An 18,395-nucleotide genomic window follows, 5' to 3' on the forward strand; every position below is an offset into this window, starting at 1 on the left:
TCGAGTCAGCGCGAGGTGCACGTCGTCAGCGCGGAGACAGCAAGGTGTCAGCGACAGACGGCACAGATCGCGCTCGCGTGCCGTCGGAGATCGACGTGCAGGCGGCCCACAAGGCTCACGGCTTGGCTCACGTCTCACAGCGTTCCAGTGGCGCCGACCAGCGTCAATGAATGTTCCGCCGCCGGAAGAAACCCTGGCGGGGCAGTGGCCGTGGGTGCTGGGTGGTGCCGTCCGCTGTCCCTGTCCCTGTTCGCTGTCCGCTCGGGAAATGCAGAAAGCCCCCTCCCGTTCCCGGGAGGGGGCTTTCTGTGAATGATTGTTCGGCGGCGTCCTACTCTCCCACAGGGTCCCCCCTGCAGTACCATCGGCGCTACGAGGCTTAGCTTCCGGGTTCGGAATGTAACCGGGCGTTTCCCTCACGCTATGACCACCGAAACACTATGAAACTTTTCGCCGCACCACACCGTGACCTGGTGTGGGGTCGTTGTTTCAGAACAACACAGTGGACGCGAGCAACTGAGGACAAGCCCTCGGCCTATTAGTACCGGTCAGCTCCACCCCTTACAGGGCTTCCACATCCGGCCTATCAACCCAGTCGTCTACTGGGAGCCTTACCCTCTCAAGGAGGTGGGAGTGCTCATCTCGAAGCAGGCTTCCCGCTTAGATGCTTTCAGCGGTTATCCCTCCCGAACGTAGCCAACCAGCCATGCCCTTGGCAGGACAACTGGCACACCAGAGGTTCGTCCGTCCCGGTCCTCTCGTACTAGGGACAGCCCTTCTCAACACTCCTACGCGCACAGCGGATAGGGACCGAACTGTCTCACGACGTTCTAAACCCAGCTCGCGTACCGCTTTAATGGGCGAACAGCCCAACCCTTGGGACCTACTCCAGCCCCAGGATGCGACGAGCCGACATCGAGGTGCCAAACCATCCCGTCGATATGGACTCTTGGGGAAGATCAGCCTGTTATCCCCGGGGTACCTTTTATCCGTTGAGCGACGGCGCTTCCACAAGCCACCGCCGGATCACTAGTCCCTGCTTTCGCACCTGCTCGACCCGTCGGTCTCACAGTCAAGCTCCCTTGTGCACTTACACTCAACACCTGATTGCCAACCAGGCTGAGGGAACCTTTGGGCGCCTCCGTTACTCTTTAGGAGGCAACCGCCCCAGTTAAACTACCCACCAGACACTGTCCCTGATCCGGATCACGGACCCAGGTTAGACATCCAGCACGACCAGAGTGGTATTTCAACGACGACTCCACCCAAACTGGCGTTTGGGTTTCAAAGTCTCCCACCTATCCTACACAAGCCGAACCGAACACCAATATCAAGCTATAGTAAAGGTCCCGGGGTCTTTCCGTCCTGCTGCGCGAAACGAGCATCTTTACTCGTAATGCAATTTCACCGGGCCTATGGTTGAGACAGTCGAGAAGTCGTTACGCCATTCGTGCAGGTCGGAACTTACCCGACAAGGAATTTCGCTACCTTAGGATGGTTATAGTTACCACCGCCGTTTACTGGCGCTTAAGTTCTCAGCTTCGCCCGACCGAAATCGGACTAACCGGTCCCCTTAACGTTCCAGCACCGGGCAGGCGTCAGTCCGTATACATCGCCTTACGGCTTCGCACGGACCTGTGTTTTTAGTAAACAGTCGCTTCTCGCTGGTCTCTGCGGCCGGCCCCAGCTCAGGAAGCAAGTTCCCTCACCAGATCCGGCCCCCCTTCTCCCGAAGTTACGGGGGCATTTTGCCGAGTTCCTTAACCATAGTTCACCCGAACGCCTCGGTATTCTCTACCTGACCACCTGAGTCGGTTTGGGGTACGGGCCGCCATGAAACTCGCTAGAGGCTTTTCTCGACAGCATAGGATCATCCACTTCACCACAATCGGCTCGGCATCAGGTCTCAGACTATGTGCAAGGCGGATTTGCCTACCTTGCGTCCTACACCCTTACCCCGGGACAACCACCGCCCGGGCTGGACTACCTTCCTGCGTCACCCCATCGCTCACCTACTACCCCGTTGGGTCACCGGCTCCACCACTCCCCTTTGTCCGAAGACTCCGGGGCGGCTTTGCGGGCTTAGCATCAAGAGGTTCAGCGTTGGCGCTTCAAAGCGGGTACGGGAATATCAACCCGTTGTCCATCGACTACGCCTGTCGGCCTCGCCTTAGGTCCCGACTTACCCTGGGCAGATCAGCTTGACCCAGGAACCCTTGGTCAATCGGCGCAAGAGTTTCCCACTCTTGTATCGCTACTCATGCCTGCATTCTCACTCGTGTACCGTCCACAACTGGTTTCCACCGCTGCTTCACCCGGCACACGACGCTCCCCTACCCATCACAGCAGGCGTTGGCCCTATTGCTGCAATGACACGACTTCGGTGGTGTGCTTGAGCCCCGCTACATTGTCGGCGCGGAATCACTTGACCAGTGAGCTATTACGCACTCTTTCAAGGGTGGCTGCTTCTAAGCCAACCTCCTGGTTGTCTCTGCGACTCCACATCCTTTCCCACTTAGCACACGCTTAGGGACCTTAGTCGGTGTTCTGGGCTGTTTCCCTCTCGACCATGGAGCTTATCCCCCACAGTCTCACTGCCACGCTCTCACTTACCGGCATTCGGAGTTTGGCTAAGGTCAGTAACCCGGTGAGGCCCATCGCCTATCCAGTGCTCTACCTCCGGCAAGAAACACGTGACGCTGCACCTAAATGCATTTCGGGGAGAACCAGCTATCACGGAGTTTGATTGGCCTTTCACCCCTAACCACAGGTCATCCCCCAGGTTTTCAACCCTGGTGGGTTCGGTCCTCCACACGGTCTTACCCGCGCTTCAACCTGCCCATGGCTAGATCACTCCGCTTCGGGTCTTGGGCATGCAACTCAAACGCCCTATTCGGACTCGCTTTCGCTACGGCTACCCCACACGGGTTAACCTCGCTACACACCGCAAACTCGCAGGCTCATTCTTCAAAAGGCACGCAGTCACGAGACACACAGTAAACTGCATGTCCGACGCTCCCACGGCTTGTAGGCACACGGTTTCAGGTACTATTTCACTCCGCTCCCGCGGTACTTTTCACCATTCCCTCACGGTACTATCCGCTATCGGTCACCAGGGAATATTTAGGCTTAGCGGGTGGTCCCGCCAGATTCACACGGGATTTCTCGGGCCCCGTGCTACTTGGGAAATGAGCAAGCAAGCCGCTGATGTTTCGTCTACGGGGGTCTTACCCTCTACGCCGGACCTTTCGCATGTCCTTCGACTACACCAACGGTTTCTGACTCGCCGACCGGCCGGCAGACCGATCAAGCTCACTCCCACGACCCCGAAACGGCAACCCCTGCCGGGTCTCACACCATCTCGGTTTAGCCTCATCCGGTTTCGCTCGCCACTACTCCCGGAATCACGGTTGTTTTCTCTTCCTGCGGGTACTGAGATGTTTCACTTCCCCGCGTTCCCTCCACATACCCTATGTGTTCAGGTATGGGTGACAGCCCATGACGACTGCCGGGTTTCCCCATTCGGAAACCCCCGGATCAAAGCCTGGTTGACGGCTCCCCGGGGACTATCGTGGCCTCCCACGTCCTTCATCGGTTCCTGGTGCCAAGGCATCCACCGTGCGCCCTTAAAAACTTGGCCACAGATGCTCGCGTCCACTGTGCAGTTCTCAAACAACGACCAGTCACCCACCCCCAAGACCCCAAGGGATCTCTTCAGTGGGACCGGCATCTCTGAAGCAACGACCATACGGCCGTTCCCTCAGGACCCAACAACGTGCCCGACACGCCTGACTGATGATGTGCTTTCCACGCCGAAGCAGTACTCACACTCACAACCAAGCGTGCCGAATAGTCAACGTTCCACCCATGAGCAACCGTGCGAGACATTCGCTCGCAGTCGGCTATTGCTCCTTAGAAAGGAGGTGATCCAGCCGCACCTTCCGGTACGGCTACCTTGTTACGACTTCGTCCCAATCGCTGGTCCCACCTTCGACGGCTCCTCCCCTTACGGGTTAGGCCACCGGCTTCGGGTGTTACCGACTTTCGTGACGTGACGGGCGGTGTGTACAAGGCCCGGGAACGTATTCACCGCAGCATGCTGATCTGCGATTACTAGCAACTCCAACTTCATGGGGTCGAGTTGCAGACCCCAATCCGAACTGAGGCCGGCTTTTTGGGATTCGCTCCGCCTCGCGGCATCGCAGCCCTTTGTACCGACCATTGTAGCACGTGTGCAGCCCAAGACATAAGGGGCATGATGATTTGACGTCGTCCCCACCTTCCTCCGAGTTGACCCCGGCAGTCTCCTGTGAGTCCCCATCACCCCGAAAGGCATGCTGGCAACACAGAACAAGGGTTGCGCTCGTTGCGGGACTTAACCCAACATCTCACGACACGAGCTGACGACAACCATGCACCACCTGTATACCGACCACAAGGGGGCGACTATCTCTAGCCGTTTCCGGTATATGTCAAGCCTTGGTAAGGTTCTTCGCGTTGCGTCGAATTAAGCCACATGCTCCGCTGCTTGTGCGGGCCCCCGTCAATTCCTTTGAGTTTTAGCCTTGCGGCCGTACTCCCCAGGCGGGGAACTTAATGCGTTAGCTGCGGCACCGACGACGTGGAATGTCGCCAACACCTAGTTCCCAACGTTTACGGCGTGGACTACCAGGGTATCTAATCCTGTTCGCTCCCCACGCTTTCGCTCCTCAGCGTCAGTAATGGCCCAGAGATCCGCCTTCGCCACCGGTGTTCCTCCTGATATCTGCGCATTTCACCGCTACACCAGGAATTCCGATCTCCCCTACCACACTCCAGCCTGCCCGTATCGAATGCAGACCCGGGGTTAAGCCCCGGGCTTTCACATCCGACGCGACAGGCCGCCTACGAGCTCTTTACGCCCAATAATTCCGGACAACGCTCGCACCCTACGTATTACCGCGGCTGCTGGCACGTAGTTAGCCGGTGCTTCTTCTGCAGGTACCGTCACTTGCGCTTCTTCCCTGCTGAAAGAGGTTTACAACCCGAAGGCCGTCATCCCTCACGCGGCGTCGCTGCATCAGGCTTTCGCCCATTGTGCAATATTCCCCACTGCTGCCTCCCGTAGGAGTCTGGGCCGTGTCTCAGTCCCAGTGTGGCCGGTCGCCCTCTCAGGCCGGCTACCCGTCGTCGCCTTGGTGGGCCGTTACCCCACCAACAAGCTGATAGGCCGCGGGATCATCCTGCACCGCCGGAGCTTTCCACCCACCCCCATGCAGAGGCAGGTCATATCCGGTATTAGACCTCGTTTCCAAGGCTTGTCCCAGAGTGCAGGGCAGATTTCCCACGTGTTACTCACCCGTTCGCCACTAATCCACTCCGAAGAGCTTCATCGTTCGACTTGCATGTGTTAAGCACGCCGCCAGCGTTCGTCCTGAGCCAGGATCAAACTCTCCGTGAATGTTTACCCGTAATCGGGTGAGACACTCGCGTTGAGCGGCACGGCAACCACCGGAATAGGGTGATCCCGCGCACTGCGTCCTCGCTGTGTTTTTACTTCAAAAGGAATCTCCAACCCGGACCGAACGGTCCAGGCCGGGGATGTCAACATATCTGGCGTTGACTTTTGGCACGCTGTTGAGTTCTCAAGGAACGGACACTTCCTTCAAAACACTCTCGTGTCTCTCCGGGCGCTTCGTTCTTTCGTGTTTCCAGCTTATCAGATCCGAACTCGCGCTCTTCCCTGACTCGCTTTCATCGGAACCGACCTGACGGCCTGTCCGACGTTTCAAACTCTAGCCGATCCCCGCCCCGAAAGGCGAATCCAGCCGCAATCCATATAAACGCACACAGCAATTCCCACCGAAGCGCGACAAGACGCGACCCGGTTTGGGAAGTGAAGTGGTGTTTCAAGGAGTGGCCGCCCCGGGACCGTCCGCGCCGATGCGTGTCCGGTGCTCCCTGCCGAGCGACTACGAAACAGTACGCCCATCCACCGCGGCAGGCAAATCGCCGCCCCGGACGACTCCGGTGCAGGCCGCCAGGCCTTCCTTCACGTACTCGCCGTTCGGGTGATCGTTCGACTCGATCCAGTGCCTCGCAGCCGCTGCGTCCCGTCCACCGTTCACATGCCGCTGCAGCAACCGCTCCTCACGAACGGCATCGTCAGCGTCCACGTACCAGAGCTCGCGCAGCAGTTGGCGGGCCTCCGGCCAGGGTGCGTGGGCGTTGGCCAGATAGTTGCCCTCGGTCACGACGAGCCGGGTATGCGGGCGAACCACATGCCGCGCCGCAACCGGCTCGTCGAGTTCGCGGTCGAAGTCCGGTACGTACACATCACGGAAGCGCTCGGCTGCGACCCGGCGCAGCAGTGCCACATATCCCCAGGCGTCGAAGCTCTCCGGGGAGCCCTTGCGGGCGCGCAGGCCAAGGCGCTCGAGTTGCGTGTTGGAGAGATGGAAGCCGTCCAGGGGGAGGTAGGCGGCGGTGCCCTGTCCCTCCAGTCGGTCGATCTCGGTGACCAGGTACCGGGCGAGCGTCGACTTCCCTGCACCGGGCGGGCCTGCCAGGCCGAGGATGATCCGGCCCCCGCTGCCTGCGCGGCCGCGCAGCAGTTCGACCGTCCGGGCGAGCAGCGCGGTCCGCCCAGAGATGAAGGTGTCGTCGTGCCGGCCGTTCACGTGCATGGGCGGCACCCTACTCACCGGAGTCGCCGGTGAGAACCGGAACGTCCAGCGTGAGCGTGTCGGCGTCGGCGTCGAGCCGGGCGGGCATGCCGAGGGGCACGGTGAGGGTGGACGGGCCATGGCCGAATCCGAGCTCCCAGAGAATGGGCACACCGAGCGGGCCGAGCCGCTCGAGCATGAGCTCGCGTACGCGTTCCAGCGGACCGCAGCCGTGCCACGAACCGAGGACGATCCCGGCGACACCGTCCAGGGCGCCCGAGCGGAGCAGCTGCGTGAGGATGCGGTCCAGCTGGTACGGGTACTCGTTGACGTCCTCCAGGAGCAGGATCGTCCCGGCGAAGGACGGCCTGGCTGTGGGCGTGCCCCGCTCGGTGGCCAGCAGGGAGGCGCAGCCACCTGCCGTGATGCCGTGAGCGGTTCCGGGGACCAGCGAGGTGGCGGTGTCCGAGGTCAGCACGGTGGTCGTGGCGGGCTCGAAGAGCGTCCGGCGCAGGTGGTCGGCGGACGGCCGGTCGCTGACGAAGACCGCGCTCGCGCTCATCGGCCCGTACAGGGTGGCAACTCCGAGGCGTTGGGCGACGGCTTCGTGCAGCACGGTCGTGTCGCTGTATCCGACCAGCACCTTGGGCGGCGCGGAACGCAACGCCTCCCAGTCGAGCAGGTCGACCATCCGCTGGACGCCGTAGCCGCCGCGCGCGCAGATGACGGCCGCGATGGTGGGGTCGAGCCAGGCGCGTTGGAAGTCTGCGGCGCGAGCGGCGTCGGTGCCGGCGAGGTGGCCGAGGCCGGGGTGGATGTCGAGGAGGTGCTCGGAGGGAACGACCTCCAGCCCCCAGGACCGGAGGATCTCGCTGCCTTCTGCGACCCGCTCGTGGTTGACCGGACTGCTCGGGCCGACCAGCGCCACCCGGTCGCCGGGGACCAGGCGACGCGGGCGGCGCAGCGCACGGAGCGGCTGGAGTTGAGCCATCGGCGGTGTCCCTCCCCGGGCGAGATGTTCGGCTGCTCACGGTATCCCCGCCGACGGGGCCCTTCGATCACGACGGGAGGCGTCGATCCTCTGTCCTCAGCCTGGCCGCGCCAGTTGGATGCCGAGGGCCGTGTGGCCGGCTCAGCCCATACCCATCGCGTGGCGGACTTCGCTGAGGGTGGCGTCCGCGAGGGCATTGGCACGCTCGTTGCCCGCTCGAAGTACGTCGCGCAGGTGTGCCCGGTCCTTGGCCAGCTCGGCTCGTCGGGCGCGCAGCGGGCGCAGGTGTTCGTTGACCGCCTCGGTGACATGCCGCTTCAGCGCGGCCGCGCCGCCGCTGCCGATCTCCTCGGCGACCGCGGCCGGTTCGCGCCCCTGGCAGAGGGCGGCGAGCAGGACCAGGCTGGAGACCTCCGGCCTGCCGACCGGGTCGTAGGTGATCCGCCGGTCGGCGTCGGTCGTGGCGCCGCGGATCAGCCGGGCCGTCCGGTCCTCGGTGGCGCCGAGCGGGATGGCGTTGCCCCGGCTCTTGCTCATCTTGGTCCCGTCGGTGCCGAGAAGCAGCGGAGCCTCGGAGAGCAGCGCTTCGGGTTCCGGGAAGACTGCCGTTGCGTAGCGGTCGTTGAATCGCCGCGCGACCGTGCGGGTGGTCTCGAGGTGCGGGAGTTGGTCCTGGCCGACCGGGACGAGGTTCGCCTTGCAGAAGAGGATGTCGGCGGCCTGGTGCACGGGGTAGGTGAACATGAGCCCGCTGACGGAGCCCTGCCGGGAGTGGGCGATCTCGTCCTTCACCGTGGGGTTCCGGCCCAGTTCGGCCACGCTCACCAGGCTGAGGAAGGGCAGCAGCAGTTGGTTGAGGGCGGGTACCGCACTGTGGGTGAAGATCGTGGCCCGGTCGGGGTCGACGCCTGCGGCGAGGTAGTCGAGTACCAGCTCCTCGGCGTGCCCGGCGGGGCGATCGGCGAGGTCCCGGTCGGTCAGGACCTGGTAGTCGGCGACGACGACGAAGAGCTCGACACCGAGCTGCTGGAGGCGGACCCGGTTCTGCAGGGTGCCGAAGTAGTGGCCGAGGTGGAGCGGGCCGGTGGGGCGGTCGCCGGTGAGCACCCGGTAGCGGGCGGGGTGGCGGCGGACAAGGTCGATGCTGGTCTGCACGGGAGGTTCTCCTTCACGGTGGCGGCAGTGGCTGCGGTGCCGGCGGCCACTGCATTGGCAGCGGCGGCAGTGGCGGCAGTGGTTCGCAGCGGCGGCTGACGGCGCGTCCGGTCGGTGGGCCCGCGTGAAGGGAACGCAGCAGGGCCGCCCGTACGGACGGCCCTGTGGTCATGCACGAGGTGGTGGCCGTCCTAAGACGGCCACCAGCTCAGGCACGGCAGATGCTTCATGAACCCGAGGCTAGCCGTGAGGCCGCGGCAGCGTCTCGGGAATTTCCGGCAGACGGCGAGACGGCTCCGGCGCGGCGATCCGCGTCAGCGATCCCGCGCGAGGCTCTGTCCGGCCATCGGGCGGAGGGTACGGCGGACCGTCAGTCCTCCTTCCCCCCTTGGCCCGTCACACGCTTGTACGGGAGGATCGTCCGAACCGAATCTCGGAGGGCCCGTACCCATGACCTCGCTCGACCGGACCGTGTTCGACAACTCCTCTGGTGAGCCCTCGTCGGCCGGCCGTGCCGGGCTGGACGCCGAGGCCGCCACCGCGGCCAACCTGCTGACCGGACTCGCCGCCCGGCTACGCGCGGCGTACGAGCAGGGAGCCGAGGTGGCCAGGCTCGCGGCGGCGTGCCGACGGTCGGAGGACGAGGTCAGGCGCTTGCTGCAACTTGCCGGGGCCGATCTGTCGGCAGGGCGTCACAGCGCGTTCACCACCACCCAGCCGACCCAGGCCGACCGGGACCGGCAGCAGCTCCGACGGGTCCGCCGGCCGACGCCCTCACGCCGCCTGAGCCGACTGCACCCCCGCGCCGAGCGCAGGCTCACCAGGTCGCCGGAACCGGAGCAGCCGGTGGCGGCGATGCAGCCGCAGACCCCGCTGGGCATCCTGATCGGCGCCTCGGCGGACTACACCGAACCTCAGGCCCACCCGGAGATCTCGTCACCGCGGCGGGTGCCCGCCGAGCTGGTGAGGGTCGGCCAGGGCACCAGCCTGGTGGTGCTGCCCTCGTGGCGAGCGGCCATAGCGGTGTCGGTCCCGACCCATCAGATCCTGGCGGCAACGGGGCTGAGCCTGGACGAGCTCGCGGACGGCCGGCTGACCGTACTGATGAACCCGGAGGCGCTGCACGACCGCGAGCTCGACCTGCACGCGTGGCAGGCGGAGACCGACCGGCCACGGGGGCGAGGCCGCACCCGGTGATCTGGTTGGTTCAACGCCCCGCCGGCCGTGTGGAGTTCGGGACGTAGCCGAGGTCCACCGGCTGCACCGGTGCGGGCGACCCCGCTCCGCCGAGCCAGACCTCCCGGACGCTGTCCAGCAGCTGCGGCAGCTGCGGGGGCCACAGGGCGTCGCCGTTCTCGTCCGCCAGGTCCGCAGGGGTCCACCAGCGCCAGCCCAGGATCTTGTCCGCCGTGTGGACGGCGCTGACGTCACCCACCGGACCGCGACCCGGCCCCCGGCCGAGGAAGATGTGCTCGTGCTGGCGGACGGGGATCCCGTGCCAGGTGAAGTCGTGCTCCCAGGTGCAGAGCAACGGTCCGGGCTCGAGGTCCGTCCAACCGGTCTCCTCCCACAGTTCACGCCGCGCGCCTTCGGCCGGGGACTCCCCCGCCTCCAGGCCGCCGCCGGGCATCGTCCAGTGCACGCCGACCTCGACGTTGTCGGACCTCAGCAGGAACACCGCACCGTCGGGGTCGAGTACCGCCGTTCGCGCCGCCTGCCTCGGGGTTCGCGCCACGGTCCGCAGATTTCGCATCGGATCACCGTGACAGAGCCCACCGACCGTGTCGAGCGGATTCTCGGGCCGGTGGTTGACGGCCGGCGCTCTCACCAGCGCCCTACCCTGGGGCCCATGCCCGCTCCCGTGATCCTGCTGCCCTCCGACCCGCTCGCACCCCGGCGACCCGACCCGCACTACGTGTGGGAGGCCCAGCAGGTGCGCGAGTTGGGCGGCGAGTACGCGCTCCTGGACCACGACGCACTGCTCGCCGGGGACGCCTCGGCAGCCGTGCGGCGGGTGCCGACGGGACAGGGGTCGCTCTGGTACCGGGGCTGGATGGTGCCCGTGCCCGCGTATGCGGCGCTGTCGGCCGCCCTGTCGGCACGCGACTGCACACTGCTGACGACACCGGCCGCGTACGCCGACGCGCACGAACTTCCCGGCTGGTACGCGGTGTTCGAAGGGGCGACACCGCCCAGCGTCTGGATTCCCGGTGGCGAGCCGACGCCCGAGGCTCTGTCCGCCGCCGCGGCCCGACTGGGCGGCCGGGGCCCGGCGGTCGTGAAGGACTACGTCAAGTCCCGTAAGCACGAATGGGCCGAGGCCTGTTACGTACCGGAGTTGGGCGACCTGCGGGCGCTTGCCAAGGTGGTGTCACGCTTCGTGGAGCTGCAGGGGGAGTTCCTGGCCGGTGGTGTCGTGCTGCGCCGGTACGAGGAGTTCGTGCGGGATCAGGAGGGGCGCACCGTGGAGGCCCGGGTGTGGTGGGTGGACGGCGAACCGGTGCTGATCGGGCCGCACCCCGACAATCCGGGAGCCGACGTGGAGCCGGACCTGTCGGAAGTCCGGCCACTGGTACGGGCGCTGGGCTGCCGTTTCATCACCACCGACCTCGCCCGGCGTGCCGACAGCGGAGCTTGGCGTGTCGTCGAGGTCGGGGACGGGCAGGTCAGCGACCTGCCGCGCGGGGTCGACGCCTCGGCGCTGCTGGCGGCGCTCATCGCGGCCTGAGGCGGAGCCGTACGGACATGTGCAGGTGCGGACATGTGCAGGTGCGGACCTGTGCGAGCACGGACCTGTGCGGAGGCGGAGCTGCTCGGCTTCCGCACAGCTCCGCCTCCGAGGTATCCGGCTCAGCCGCCCGCCGGCACCGCTGCCGGGTGGCCGTCGGCGATGAACGCCTGCCAGAGCTTGGAGTACGCCCCACCCCGCTCCAGCAGGTCGTCGTGCGTGCCGTCCTCGACCACCCGGCCGTGGTCCAGGACCACGATCCGGTCGGCGCGCTGGGCCGTGGTGAGGCGGTGGGCGATGACCAGGGTCGTCCGCCCGCCGCTCAGTCGGTCCGCCGCGTGGTTGACGGCTGCCTCGGTCGCCAGGTCGAGTGCGGCGGTGGCCTCGTCGAGGAGCAGCAGATCCGGGTCGACCAGCTCGGCCCGGGCGAGCGCGATCAGCTGGCGCTGCCCGGCGGAAAGGTTTCGGCCACGACCGGCGACCTCGTGCTGATAGCCGCCCGACAGCCGCTCGATCATGTCGTGGGCACCGACCGCCCGGGCCGCCGCCTCGACATCGGCGTCGGTGGCCGTCGGCCGCCCGTAGGCGATGGCCTCGCGCACCGTACCGGCGAACAGGTACGCCTCCTGGGGGACGACACCCAGCCGGTGCCGGTACTGGGCCAGGTCGTACCGGGTGATGTCGGTGCCGTCGATCCGGACGGTGCCCTCGGTGGCGTCGTAGAACCGGGCCACCAGCTTGGCCAGGGTCGACTTCCCCGCGCCCGTCTCGCCGACCAGCGCGACGGTCTGCCCCGCCGGGATGTGCAGGTCGACACCCGACAGGACGTCAGGCTTGCCCTCGCCGCCCCCGTTGTAGGCGAAGCTGACGTTCTCGAACCTGACCTCACCGCGCAGCCGCGCCACCTCCACCGGCTGCTCGGCGGCGGGCGTGCTGGTCGGCGTCCGCAACAGCTCCCTGATCCGGTCGAGGCCGACGGCGGCCTGCTGATAGCCGTCGAAGATCTGCGAGAGCTGGTTGACCGGCGCGAAGAACAGGTCGATGTACAGCAGGTAGGCGACCAGCGCGCCGATGGTCAGGGTGCCCGAGTCGACCCGGGAGGCTCCCACGATCAGGACCAGCGCCGCCGCCGCGCTGGAGAGGAACTGCACGAACGGGAAGTACAGCGAGATGTACAGCTGAGCCTTGACCCGGGCGTCGCGGTACTCGAGCCCACGGGTGACGAAGCGCGTGGTGTTGACGTCCTGGCGGCGGAACGCCTGGACGATCCGCATGCCGGCCACGTTCTCCTGCAGGTCGGCGTTGACCGTGCTGATCAGGTCCCGGGAGATCTGGTACTGGGTACTCGACTTCCGCCGGAACACCAGCGTGGCGATGACCAGCAGCGGGAGGACCGCGAAGACCACCACGGCCAGTCCGGCGTCGATGATCAACAGAGCCGCGAAGATGCCGAAGAAGGTCAGCAGACTGACCACGGCCGTGACCACACCGGTCTGCAGGAAGCTGGAGATGGAGTCCACGTCGGTGGTCATCCGGGTCATGATCCGGCCGGAGAGCTCGCGCTCGTAGTAGTCGAGACCGAGCCGGTTGAGGTGCGCGAAGATCTTCAGCCGCAGGGTGTAGAGCACTCGCTCACCGGTGCGGCCGCTCACCCGGGTCTCCGCGCTCTGGACCAGCCAGTCGAGCAGGACCACGGCCAGCGCGGCAAGGGCGGCGGTGGCAACCCCTGCCATGGCGGCCTTGCTGACGCCGTCGTCGATACCGTGCCGGATCAGTACCGGGACGGCGAGGCCTGCGGCGGCGTCCAGTGCCACCAGGAGCAGGGCCAGTGCCAGCGGGCGCCGGAAGGGGGCGAGCAGACGGCGGAGGCTGAAGTCCGGGTCGCCGGACTCGGCGTCGGCGAGCGGGATGTCGGGGGTATCGGTGGCCGGCGGGAGCGCGGCCACCTTGGCGGCCAGGTCCGCTGCTGCGGCCGCCTGGGACTGGGACTGGGCATCCGCAGGGGCCGGGGAGGCCAGCGAAACCGGCGAAACCGGGGCGGCCGGCGAGGCCGGGGAAGCGGCCAGGGCCTTCGGCTGGGCGGCACGGGCGACGGCGGGCTGCTCGTCAGTGACCGTCCCCAAGGCGGGGTCGGCCGCGGCGGACGGTGGGGCAATGGCGTCAGGGTCGGTGATCAGGGCCCGGTACTGGGGACATCGGGCGTCGAGCTCCTCCTGCGTACCGATGTCGATCAGCCGGCCGTGTTCCAGCACGGCGATCCGGTCGGCCAGCTGCAGCGAGGAGCGGCGGTGGGCGATCAGCAGAGTGGTACGCCCGGCCATCACGCTGCGCAGGGCCTCGTGGATCTCCGCCTCGACCTGCGGGTCGACCGCGGACGTCGCGTCGTCGAGCAGCAGGACCCGGGGGTTGCTGAGGATCGCCCGGGCCAAGGCGATGCGCTGTCGCTGGCCGCCGGAGAGGGTCAGGCCCTGCTCGCCGACCTTGGTCTCGTAGCCGGCGGGAAGATCCTGGATGAAGCCGTCCGCCTGGGCTGCCCTGGCGGCGGCCTCGATCTCCTCGTCCGTCGCGTCCGGGCGCCCGTAGGCGATGTTGGTGCGGACGGTTTCGGAGAACAGGAAGCTGTCCTCGGGGACGATGCCGATCGTCGCGCGCAGTGAGTCGAGGGTGAGGTCACGCAGGTCGTGGCCGTACAGCCGGATCGCGCCGGCCGTGGGGTCGTAGAACCTCGGCAGGAGCTGGGCGACGGTCGACTTGCCCGAACCGGACGCGCCGACCAGCGCCAGCGTCTCGCCGTCGGCGAGGATGAGGCTCAGCTGCTCCAGGACGAGCTTCGCTTCCGGCGATCCGCCGTACCGGAAGTCGACCTGGTCGAACTCGAGCGCGGGGGGCCCTGAGGTGGAGGTGGCGGCGGCGGCCTCTGTGGTGGCGGGTGCGAGGAGGGCCACCGCGTCGGTGCTCTCCTGCACCAGCGGCCGCTCGTCGACCAGCTGGAGGACCCGCTCCACGCCTGCCCGGGCCTGCTGGCCGACGGTGATCAGCATGGTGAGCATCCGGACCGGACCGGTCAGCTGAGCCACGTAGGTGGAGAAGGCGACGAAGGTACCGAGGGAGACCTCGCCCCGGACGGCGAGCCAGCCGCCGAGAGCGAGCACCGCGACCTGCCCGAGAGCGGGAATCGCCTGCATCGCGGGGGTGTAACGGCTGTTGAGCCGGATCGAGCGCAGCCGGGCCCCGAACAGACTGTGCGAGGCCCGCTCCAGCTTGGCGCGCTCCTGCGCCTCCTGCCCGAAGCCCTTGACGACCCGCACTCCGCCGACCGCGCCGTCGACGACGCCCGCCACGGCCGCCGCCTCCTGCTGGGCGGCCCAGGTCGCGGGGAACAGCCTCTTGCGGCTGAGGGTCGCGAACCACCACAGCGCGGGGCCCATGACCAGGGCGATCAGGGTGAGCGGCGGGGAGAGCCAGAGCATCACCAGCACCGACATGCCGAACATCAGGAAGTTGCCGGTCATCATCGGCAGCATGGAGAGCAGGCCGTTGATCAACTGCAGGTCGGAGGTTGCCCGGCCGACCACCTGTCCGGTGTCGAGGCGGTCCTGGCGGTCACCGTCCAGGCGGGTGAGCGAGCGGAAGAGATCGCTGCGCAGGTCGTGCTGGACGTCCAGGGCGAGCTGACCACCGTAGTAGCGGCGGACCTGGGTGCAGAGGAAGACGAGGACGGCGGCGAGCAGCAGCAGCACCGCCCACGGGCCGAGCGGCCGGGTGTGGGTGGTGATGACGTCGTCGATGATCAACTTGGTGATCAGCGGGACGACCGACGTGATCGCCATGCCGACGAGCGAGGCCCCGAAGGAGAACAGCACATTCCGGCGGTAGTGCCAGCAGTAACCGGCGAGCCTGGTCAGCCAGCCGGCCCCGGCAGACCGGCGGCCCGCTCGAGGTGGTGCCGCCGCCTCGGGGTGAGACGGCGCCTCCGGGTGGGGTTCCGTCGGGCCGGATGCCGAGGAGGGGCCGGACGGTTCGCGGTGGGCGCTGCCGCCCTGGGAAAGCTCCGCAGTGGATCCGTGAGTCTCAGGCATATTTAGGGATACTAACCATTCCGTCGACCGATCGTCCATCGTGATTCGACGGGCGTGCATGAGACCCGAACAGCGCCGGACCGCGCCTGCTTCCCGCCTCCACCAGCTTGTACGACCGGCGCGGCACACCGCACCCGGCATCGGCCCCGCTCGCCACCTCCATTGGTCCTAGTCCCAGCCGGAGGAGCACGCACAGCGGGACGCGTCAGGCGGCAGCCTCCGCCTCCGCAGTCGTGGCCGCTGCGGCGAACGCCCCCTGCGCCAGGCTGTGCAGAAGCGCGGCCATCCCGTCGCGAGGCAGCCCGGCGGCCCGTTCGCTGTGCGTGGACTGCGGGCCCGCACTGTGCGGGGTCGAGTTGAGCAGGCCGAACACCGCATGCACCGCGGCGCGCGCGACCGGCTCGGCCTCGGGCTTCGCCAGGGCGGGGAACGCCTCGCGGACCACCTCGACCCAGAGCTCGACGTAGCCGCGCTGGAGCCGCCGGACGCGCCGCCGGTCCTCCTCCTTGAGGTGGAGCAGCTCGCGGTCGTGCAGGATGATCAGGTCCCGGTCGTCGAGCGCGAAGTCGACGTGCCCGCTGATCAGGGCGTCCAGCGCGCCGGCCGCGCCCGCGGCGTCACCCGCCCGGCGGCGCCCCTCCTCGAGCAGTCGCTCACTGATGCCGACCAGGAGGTCGGCGAGCATCGCGTCCTTGCCGGAGAAGTGCCGGTACAGGCCCGGCCCACTGATCCCGACGGCCTTGCCGATCTCGTCGACACCGACCCCCAGGAAGCCGCGGGCGGCGAACAGCCGGGCAGCCTCCTTCCGGATCTGGTCGCGGCGTGGGAGCGCGGAGGCAGCTTGGACGTTCGGCATGCTGCCCATCGTAGACAGTCGGGTTATCGGCGGTTAACCTGGCCGCAAGAGTTAACGCTCATTAACTTGGGGCGGCGGACCTACCTGTCCGCGTGCCCGCCTGGCTCCGAGGGCAAGGGAGCTCTTGGGATGGTCCTCTCAACCGTCGGATCGGCTACCGACCCAGCAGCCGGTACGATCGCGGATCCGTTCGCCGGTCCGCCCGCTCACAACGCGGGCGCCACCGGCGCAGCCGCCGCGCCCGCTCCCCGACTGGAGAGCGCGGCCGACCCCGGCTCGGCGGCGTACCGCGCGAACACCGCCGCGCATCAGGCGCTGGTCGCCGAGCTGCGCGAGAAGCTCGCGGCTGCGGCCCTGGGTGGCGGCGCCAAGGCCCGCGCCCGGCACACCGCCCGCGGCAAGCTGCTGCCACGCGAGCGCGTCGACACCCTGCTGGACCCGGCCTCCCCCTTCCTCGAGCTCAGCCCACTGGCGGCCGACGGGCTCTACGACGGTGCGGCCCCCGCAGCAGGCGTGATCGCCGGCATCGGGCGGGTGGCCGGCCGCGAGGTCGTGGTGGTTGCCAACGATGCAACCGTCAAGGGCGGCACCTACTACCCGATGACGGTCAAGAAGCACCTCCGTGCCCAGGAGGTGGCGCTGGAGAACCGGCTGCCCTGCCTCTACCTGGTGGACTCCGGCGGCGCGTTCCTTCCCATGCAGGACGAGGTCTTCCCGGACCGCGACCACTTCGGGCGGATCTTCTACAACCAGGCGCGCCTCTCCGCCGCCGGGATCCCGCAGATCGCGGCGGTGCTCGGCTCGTGCACCGCGGGCGGCGCGTACGTCCCTGCGATGAGCGACCAAGCCGTGATCGTCCGCAACCAGGGCACCATCTTCCTGGGCGGGCCTCCGCTGGTGAAGGCGGCGACCGGCGAGGTCGTCACCGCCGAGGAGCTGGGCGGAGGTGACCTCCACTCCCGGACCTCGGGCGTGACCGACCATCTGGCCGAGGACGACGCCCATGCGCTGTCCATCGTCCGGACGATCGTCGCCGGGCTGGGCGCAGCCCCTGCCAAGCCCTGGCCACTCACCCCGGCGGAGCCCCCGGCGGTCGACCCGGCGGGGCTCTACGGCGCGGTGCCCGTCGACCCGCGCACGCCGTACGACGTCCGCGAGGTGATCGCCCGACTGGTGGACGGCAGCCGGTTCGCCGAGTTCAAGGCGGAGTACGGCGCCACCCTGGTCACCGGCTTCGCCAAGATTCACGGCCACCCGGTCGGCATCGTGGCCAACAACGGTGTGCTGTTCGCCGAGTCGGCCCTCAAGGGAGCCCACTTCATCGAGCTGTGCGACCAGCGCGGCATCCCCCTCCTCTTCCTGCAGAACATCACCGGCTTCATGGTCGGGCGGCAGTACGAGGCGGGCGGCATCGCCAAGCACGGCGCCAAGATGGTCACAGCCGTCGCCTGCACCCGGGTGCCGAAGCTGACGGTGGTGATCGGCGGCTCGTACGGGGCCGGCAACTACTCGATGTGCGGGCGGGCGTACTCACCTCGCTTCCTGTGGATGTGGCCCGGCGCGAAGATCTCGGTGATGGGCGGTGAGCAGGCGGCCTCCGTCCTCGCCACCGTCCGCCGGGACCAGCTGGAAGCTCACGGCGAGGAGTGGCCCACCGAGGCGGAGGAGGAGTTCAAGCGCCCCGTCCGGGAGCAGTACGAGCGGCAGGGCAACGCGTACTACGCCACGGCTCGGCTCTGGGACGACGGCGTGATCGACCCGATGGACACCCGCACCGTGCTCGGACTTGCGCTCACCGCCTGCTCGAACGCCCCGCTGGCCGCACCGCGCCCGTACGGCGTATTCCGGATGTGAGCCCGGCCGGCCGGGTGGCCGGGCAGCGATGTTCCAGCTGCTCCCCCGCCCGGTCGGTCCCGGCACCGCCGCTCTCTTCCCTTCCCCA

The 18,395-nt window shown here is 67.3% G+C and carries 10 protein-coding genes and 3 rRNA genes; 3 read left to right on the plus strand and 10 right to left on the minus strand.

All coding sequences use genetic code 11. The annotated features are described in order from the left end of the window. Nucleotides 1-47: 47 nt before the first annotated feature. The 7 genes from FB465_RS37920 to trpS all read right to left on the minus strand — a co-directional run bounded on the left by FB465_RS37920 (nt 48) and on the right by trpS (nt 8,790). Nucleotides 48-131, minus strand: coding sequence for a putative leader peptide (locus FB465_RS37920; protein ID WP_425461244.1), 84 nt, complete (start codon nt 129-131; stop codon nt 48-50). 187 nt (nt 132-318) lie between these two features. Continuing rightward, nucleotides 319-435: ribosomal RNA gene (gene rrf / locus FB465_RS11745) — 5S ribosomal RNA — on the minus strand. An 83-nt stretch (nt 436-518) separates the two neighbouring features. Then, nucleotides 519-3,640 (minus strand): 23S ribosomal RNA (locus FB465_RS11750). Nucleotides 3,641-3,916: 276 nt separating this feature from the next. Further along, nucleotides 3,917-5,440: ribosomal RNA gene (locus tag FB465_RS11755) — 16S ribosomal RNA — on the minus strand. The 16S, 23S and 5S rRNA genes sit together here, the layout of an rRNA operon. Nucleotides 5,441-5,951: 511 nt before the next feature. Further along, a complete protein-coding gene (locus FB465_RS11760; RefSeq protein ID WP_145790119.1) occupies nt 5,952-6,665 on the minus strand; it encodes a nucleoside/nucleotide kinase family protein in 714 nt (237 codons plus the stop codon). A gap of 10 nt (nt 6,666-6,675) precedes the next feature. Next, entirely contained in the window at nt 6,676-7,635 is a 960-nt protein-coding gene (locus FB465_RS11765; RefSeq protein ID WP_145790121.1) for a S66 peptidase family protein, read from the minus strand. Between the two features lie 141 nt (nt 7,636-7,776). Beyond that, a complete protein-coding gene (trpS, locus tag FB465_RS11770; protein ID WP_145790122.1) occupies nt 7,777-8,790 on the minus strand; it encodes a tryptophan--tRNA ligase in 1,014 nt (337 codons plus the stop codon). A gap of 450 nt (nt 8,791-9,240) precedes the next feature. Here trpS and FB465_RS11775 point away from each other — a divergent pair, with 450 nt between their 5' ends. Continuing rightward, complete coding sequence (locus FB465_RS11775; protein ID WP_145790124.1) at nt 9,241-9,987, plus strand: hypothetical protein; 747 nt, start codon at nt 9,241-9,243, stop codon at nt 9,985-9,987. Nucleotides 9,988-9,997: 10 nt separating this feature from the next. Here FB465_RS11775 and FB465_RS11780 read toward each other — a convergent pair whose 3' ends face one another. Next, nucleotides 9,998-10,543: an NUDIX hydrolase gene (locus FB465_RS11780; protein ID WP_145790125.1), complete on the minus strand. Its 546-nt coding sequence runs from the start codon at nt 10,541-10,543 to the stop codon at nt 9,998-10,000. A 96-nt stretch (nt 10,544-10,639) separates the two neighbouring features. Here FB465_RS11780 and FB465_RS11785 point away from each other — a divergent pair, with 96 nt between their 5' ends. Continuing rightward, nucleotides 10,640-11,518, plus strand: a complete 879-nt coding sequence (locus FB465_RS11785; protein ID WP_145790127.1) for an ATP-grasp domain-containing protein — start codon at nt 10,640-10,642, stop codon at nt 11,516-11,518. A gap of 122 nt (nt 11,519-11,640) precedes the next feature. Here FB465_RS11785 and FB465_RS11790 read toward each other — a convergent pair whose 3' ends face one another. Then, nucleotides 11,641-15,597 (minus strand): ABC transporter ATP-binding protein, encoded by a 3,957-nt coding sequence (locus tag FB465_RS11790; RefSeq protein WP_145790129.1) that lies wholly within the window; start codon nt 15,595-15,597, stop codon nt 11,641-11,643. A gap of 205 nt (nt 15,598-15,802) precedes the next feature. Continuing rightward, on the minus strand, nt 15,803-16,453 hold the full coding sequence (locus FB465_RS11795) for an SACE_7040 family transcriptional regulator (RefSeq protein ID WP_145790130.1): 651 nt from the start codon (nt 16,451-16,453) through the stop codon (nt 15,803-15,805). A gap of 129 nt (nt 16,454-16,582) precedes the next feature. Between FB465_RS11795 and FB465_RS11800 the strand changes: the two genes are divergently transcribed. Further along, nucleotides 16,583-18,307: a carboxyl transferase domain-containing protein gene (locus FB465_RS11800; RefSeq protein WP_246192622.1), complete on the plus strand. Its 1,725-nt coding sequence runs from the start codon at nt 16,583-16,585 to the stop codon at nt 18,305-18,307. Nucleotides 18,308-18,395: the final 88 nt, after the last annotated feature.

It is taken from the genome of Kitasatospora atroaurantiaca (assembly GCF_007828955.1).
Classification (GTDB): Bacteria; Actinomycetota; Actinomycetes; order Streptomycetales; family Streptomycetaceae; genus Kitasatospora; species Kitasatospora atroaurantiaca.

Coding starts and splice junctions, on each gene's coding strand:
- FB465_RS11790 (WP_145790129.1), bottom strand. CDS start 15,597: ATGCCTGAGACTCACGGATCCACTGCGGAGCTTTCCCAGGGCGGCAGC.
- FB465_RS11795 (WP_145790130.1), bottom strand. CDS start 16,453: ATGCCGAACGTCCAAGCTGCCTCCGCGCTCCCACGCCGCGACCAGATC.
- FB465_RS11765 (WP_145790121.1), bottom strand. CDS start 7,635: ATGGCTCAACTCCAGCCGCTCCGTGCGCTGCGCCGCCCGCGTCGCCTG.
- FB465_RS11760 (WP_145790119.1), bottom strand. CDS start 6,665: ATGCACGTGAACGGCCGGCACGACGACACCTTCATCTCTGGGCGGACC.
- FB465_RS11785 (WP_145790127.1), top strand. CDS start 10,640: ATGCCCGCTCCCGTGATCCTGCTGCCCTCCGACCCGCTCGCACCCCGG.
- FB465_RS11800 (WP_246192622.1), top strand. CDS start 16,583: ATGGTCCTCTCAACCGTCGGATCGGCTACCGACCCAGCAGCCGGTACG.
- FB465_RS11775 (WP_145790124.1), top strand. CDS start 9,241: ATGACCTCGCTCGACCGGACCGTGTTCGACAACTCCTCTGGTGAGCCC.
- FB465_RS11780 (WP_145790125.1), bottom strand. CDS start 10,543: ATGCGAAATCTGCGGACCGTGGCGCGAACCCCGAGGCAGGCGGCGCGA.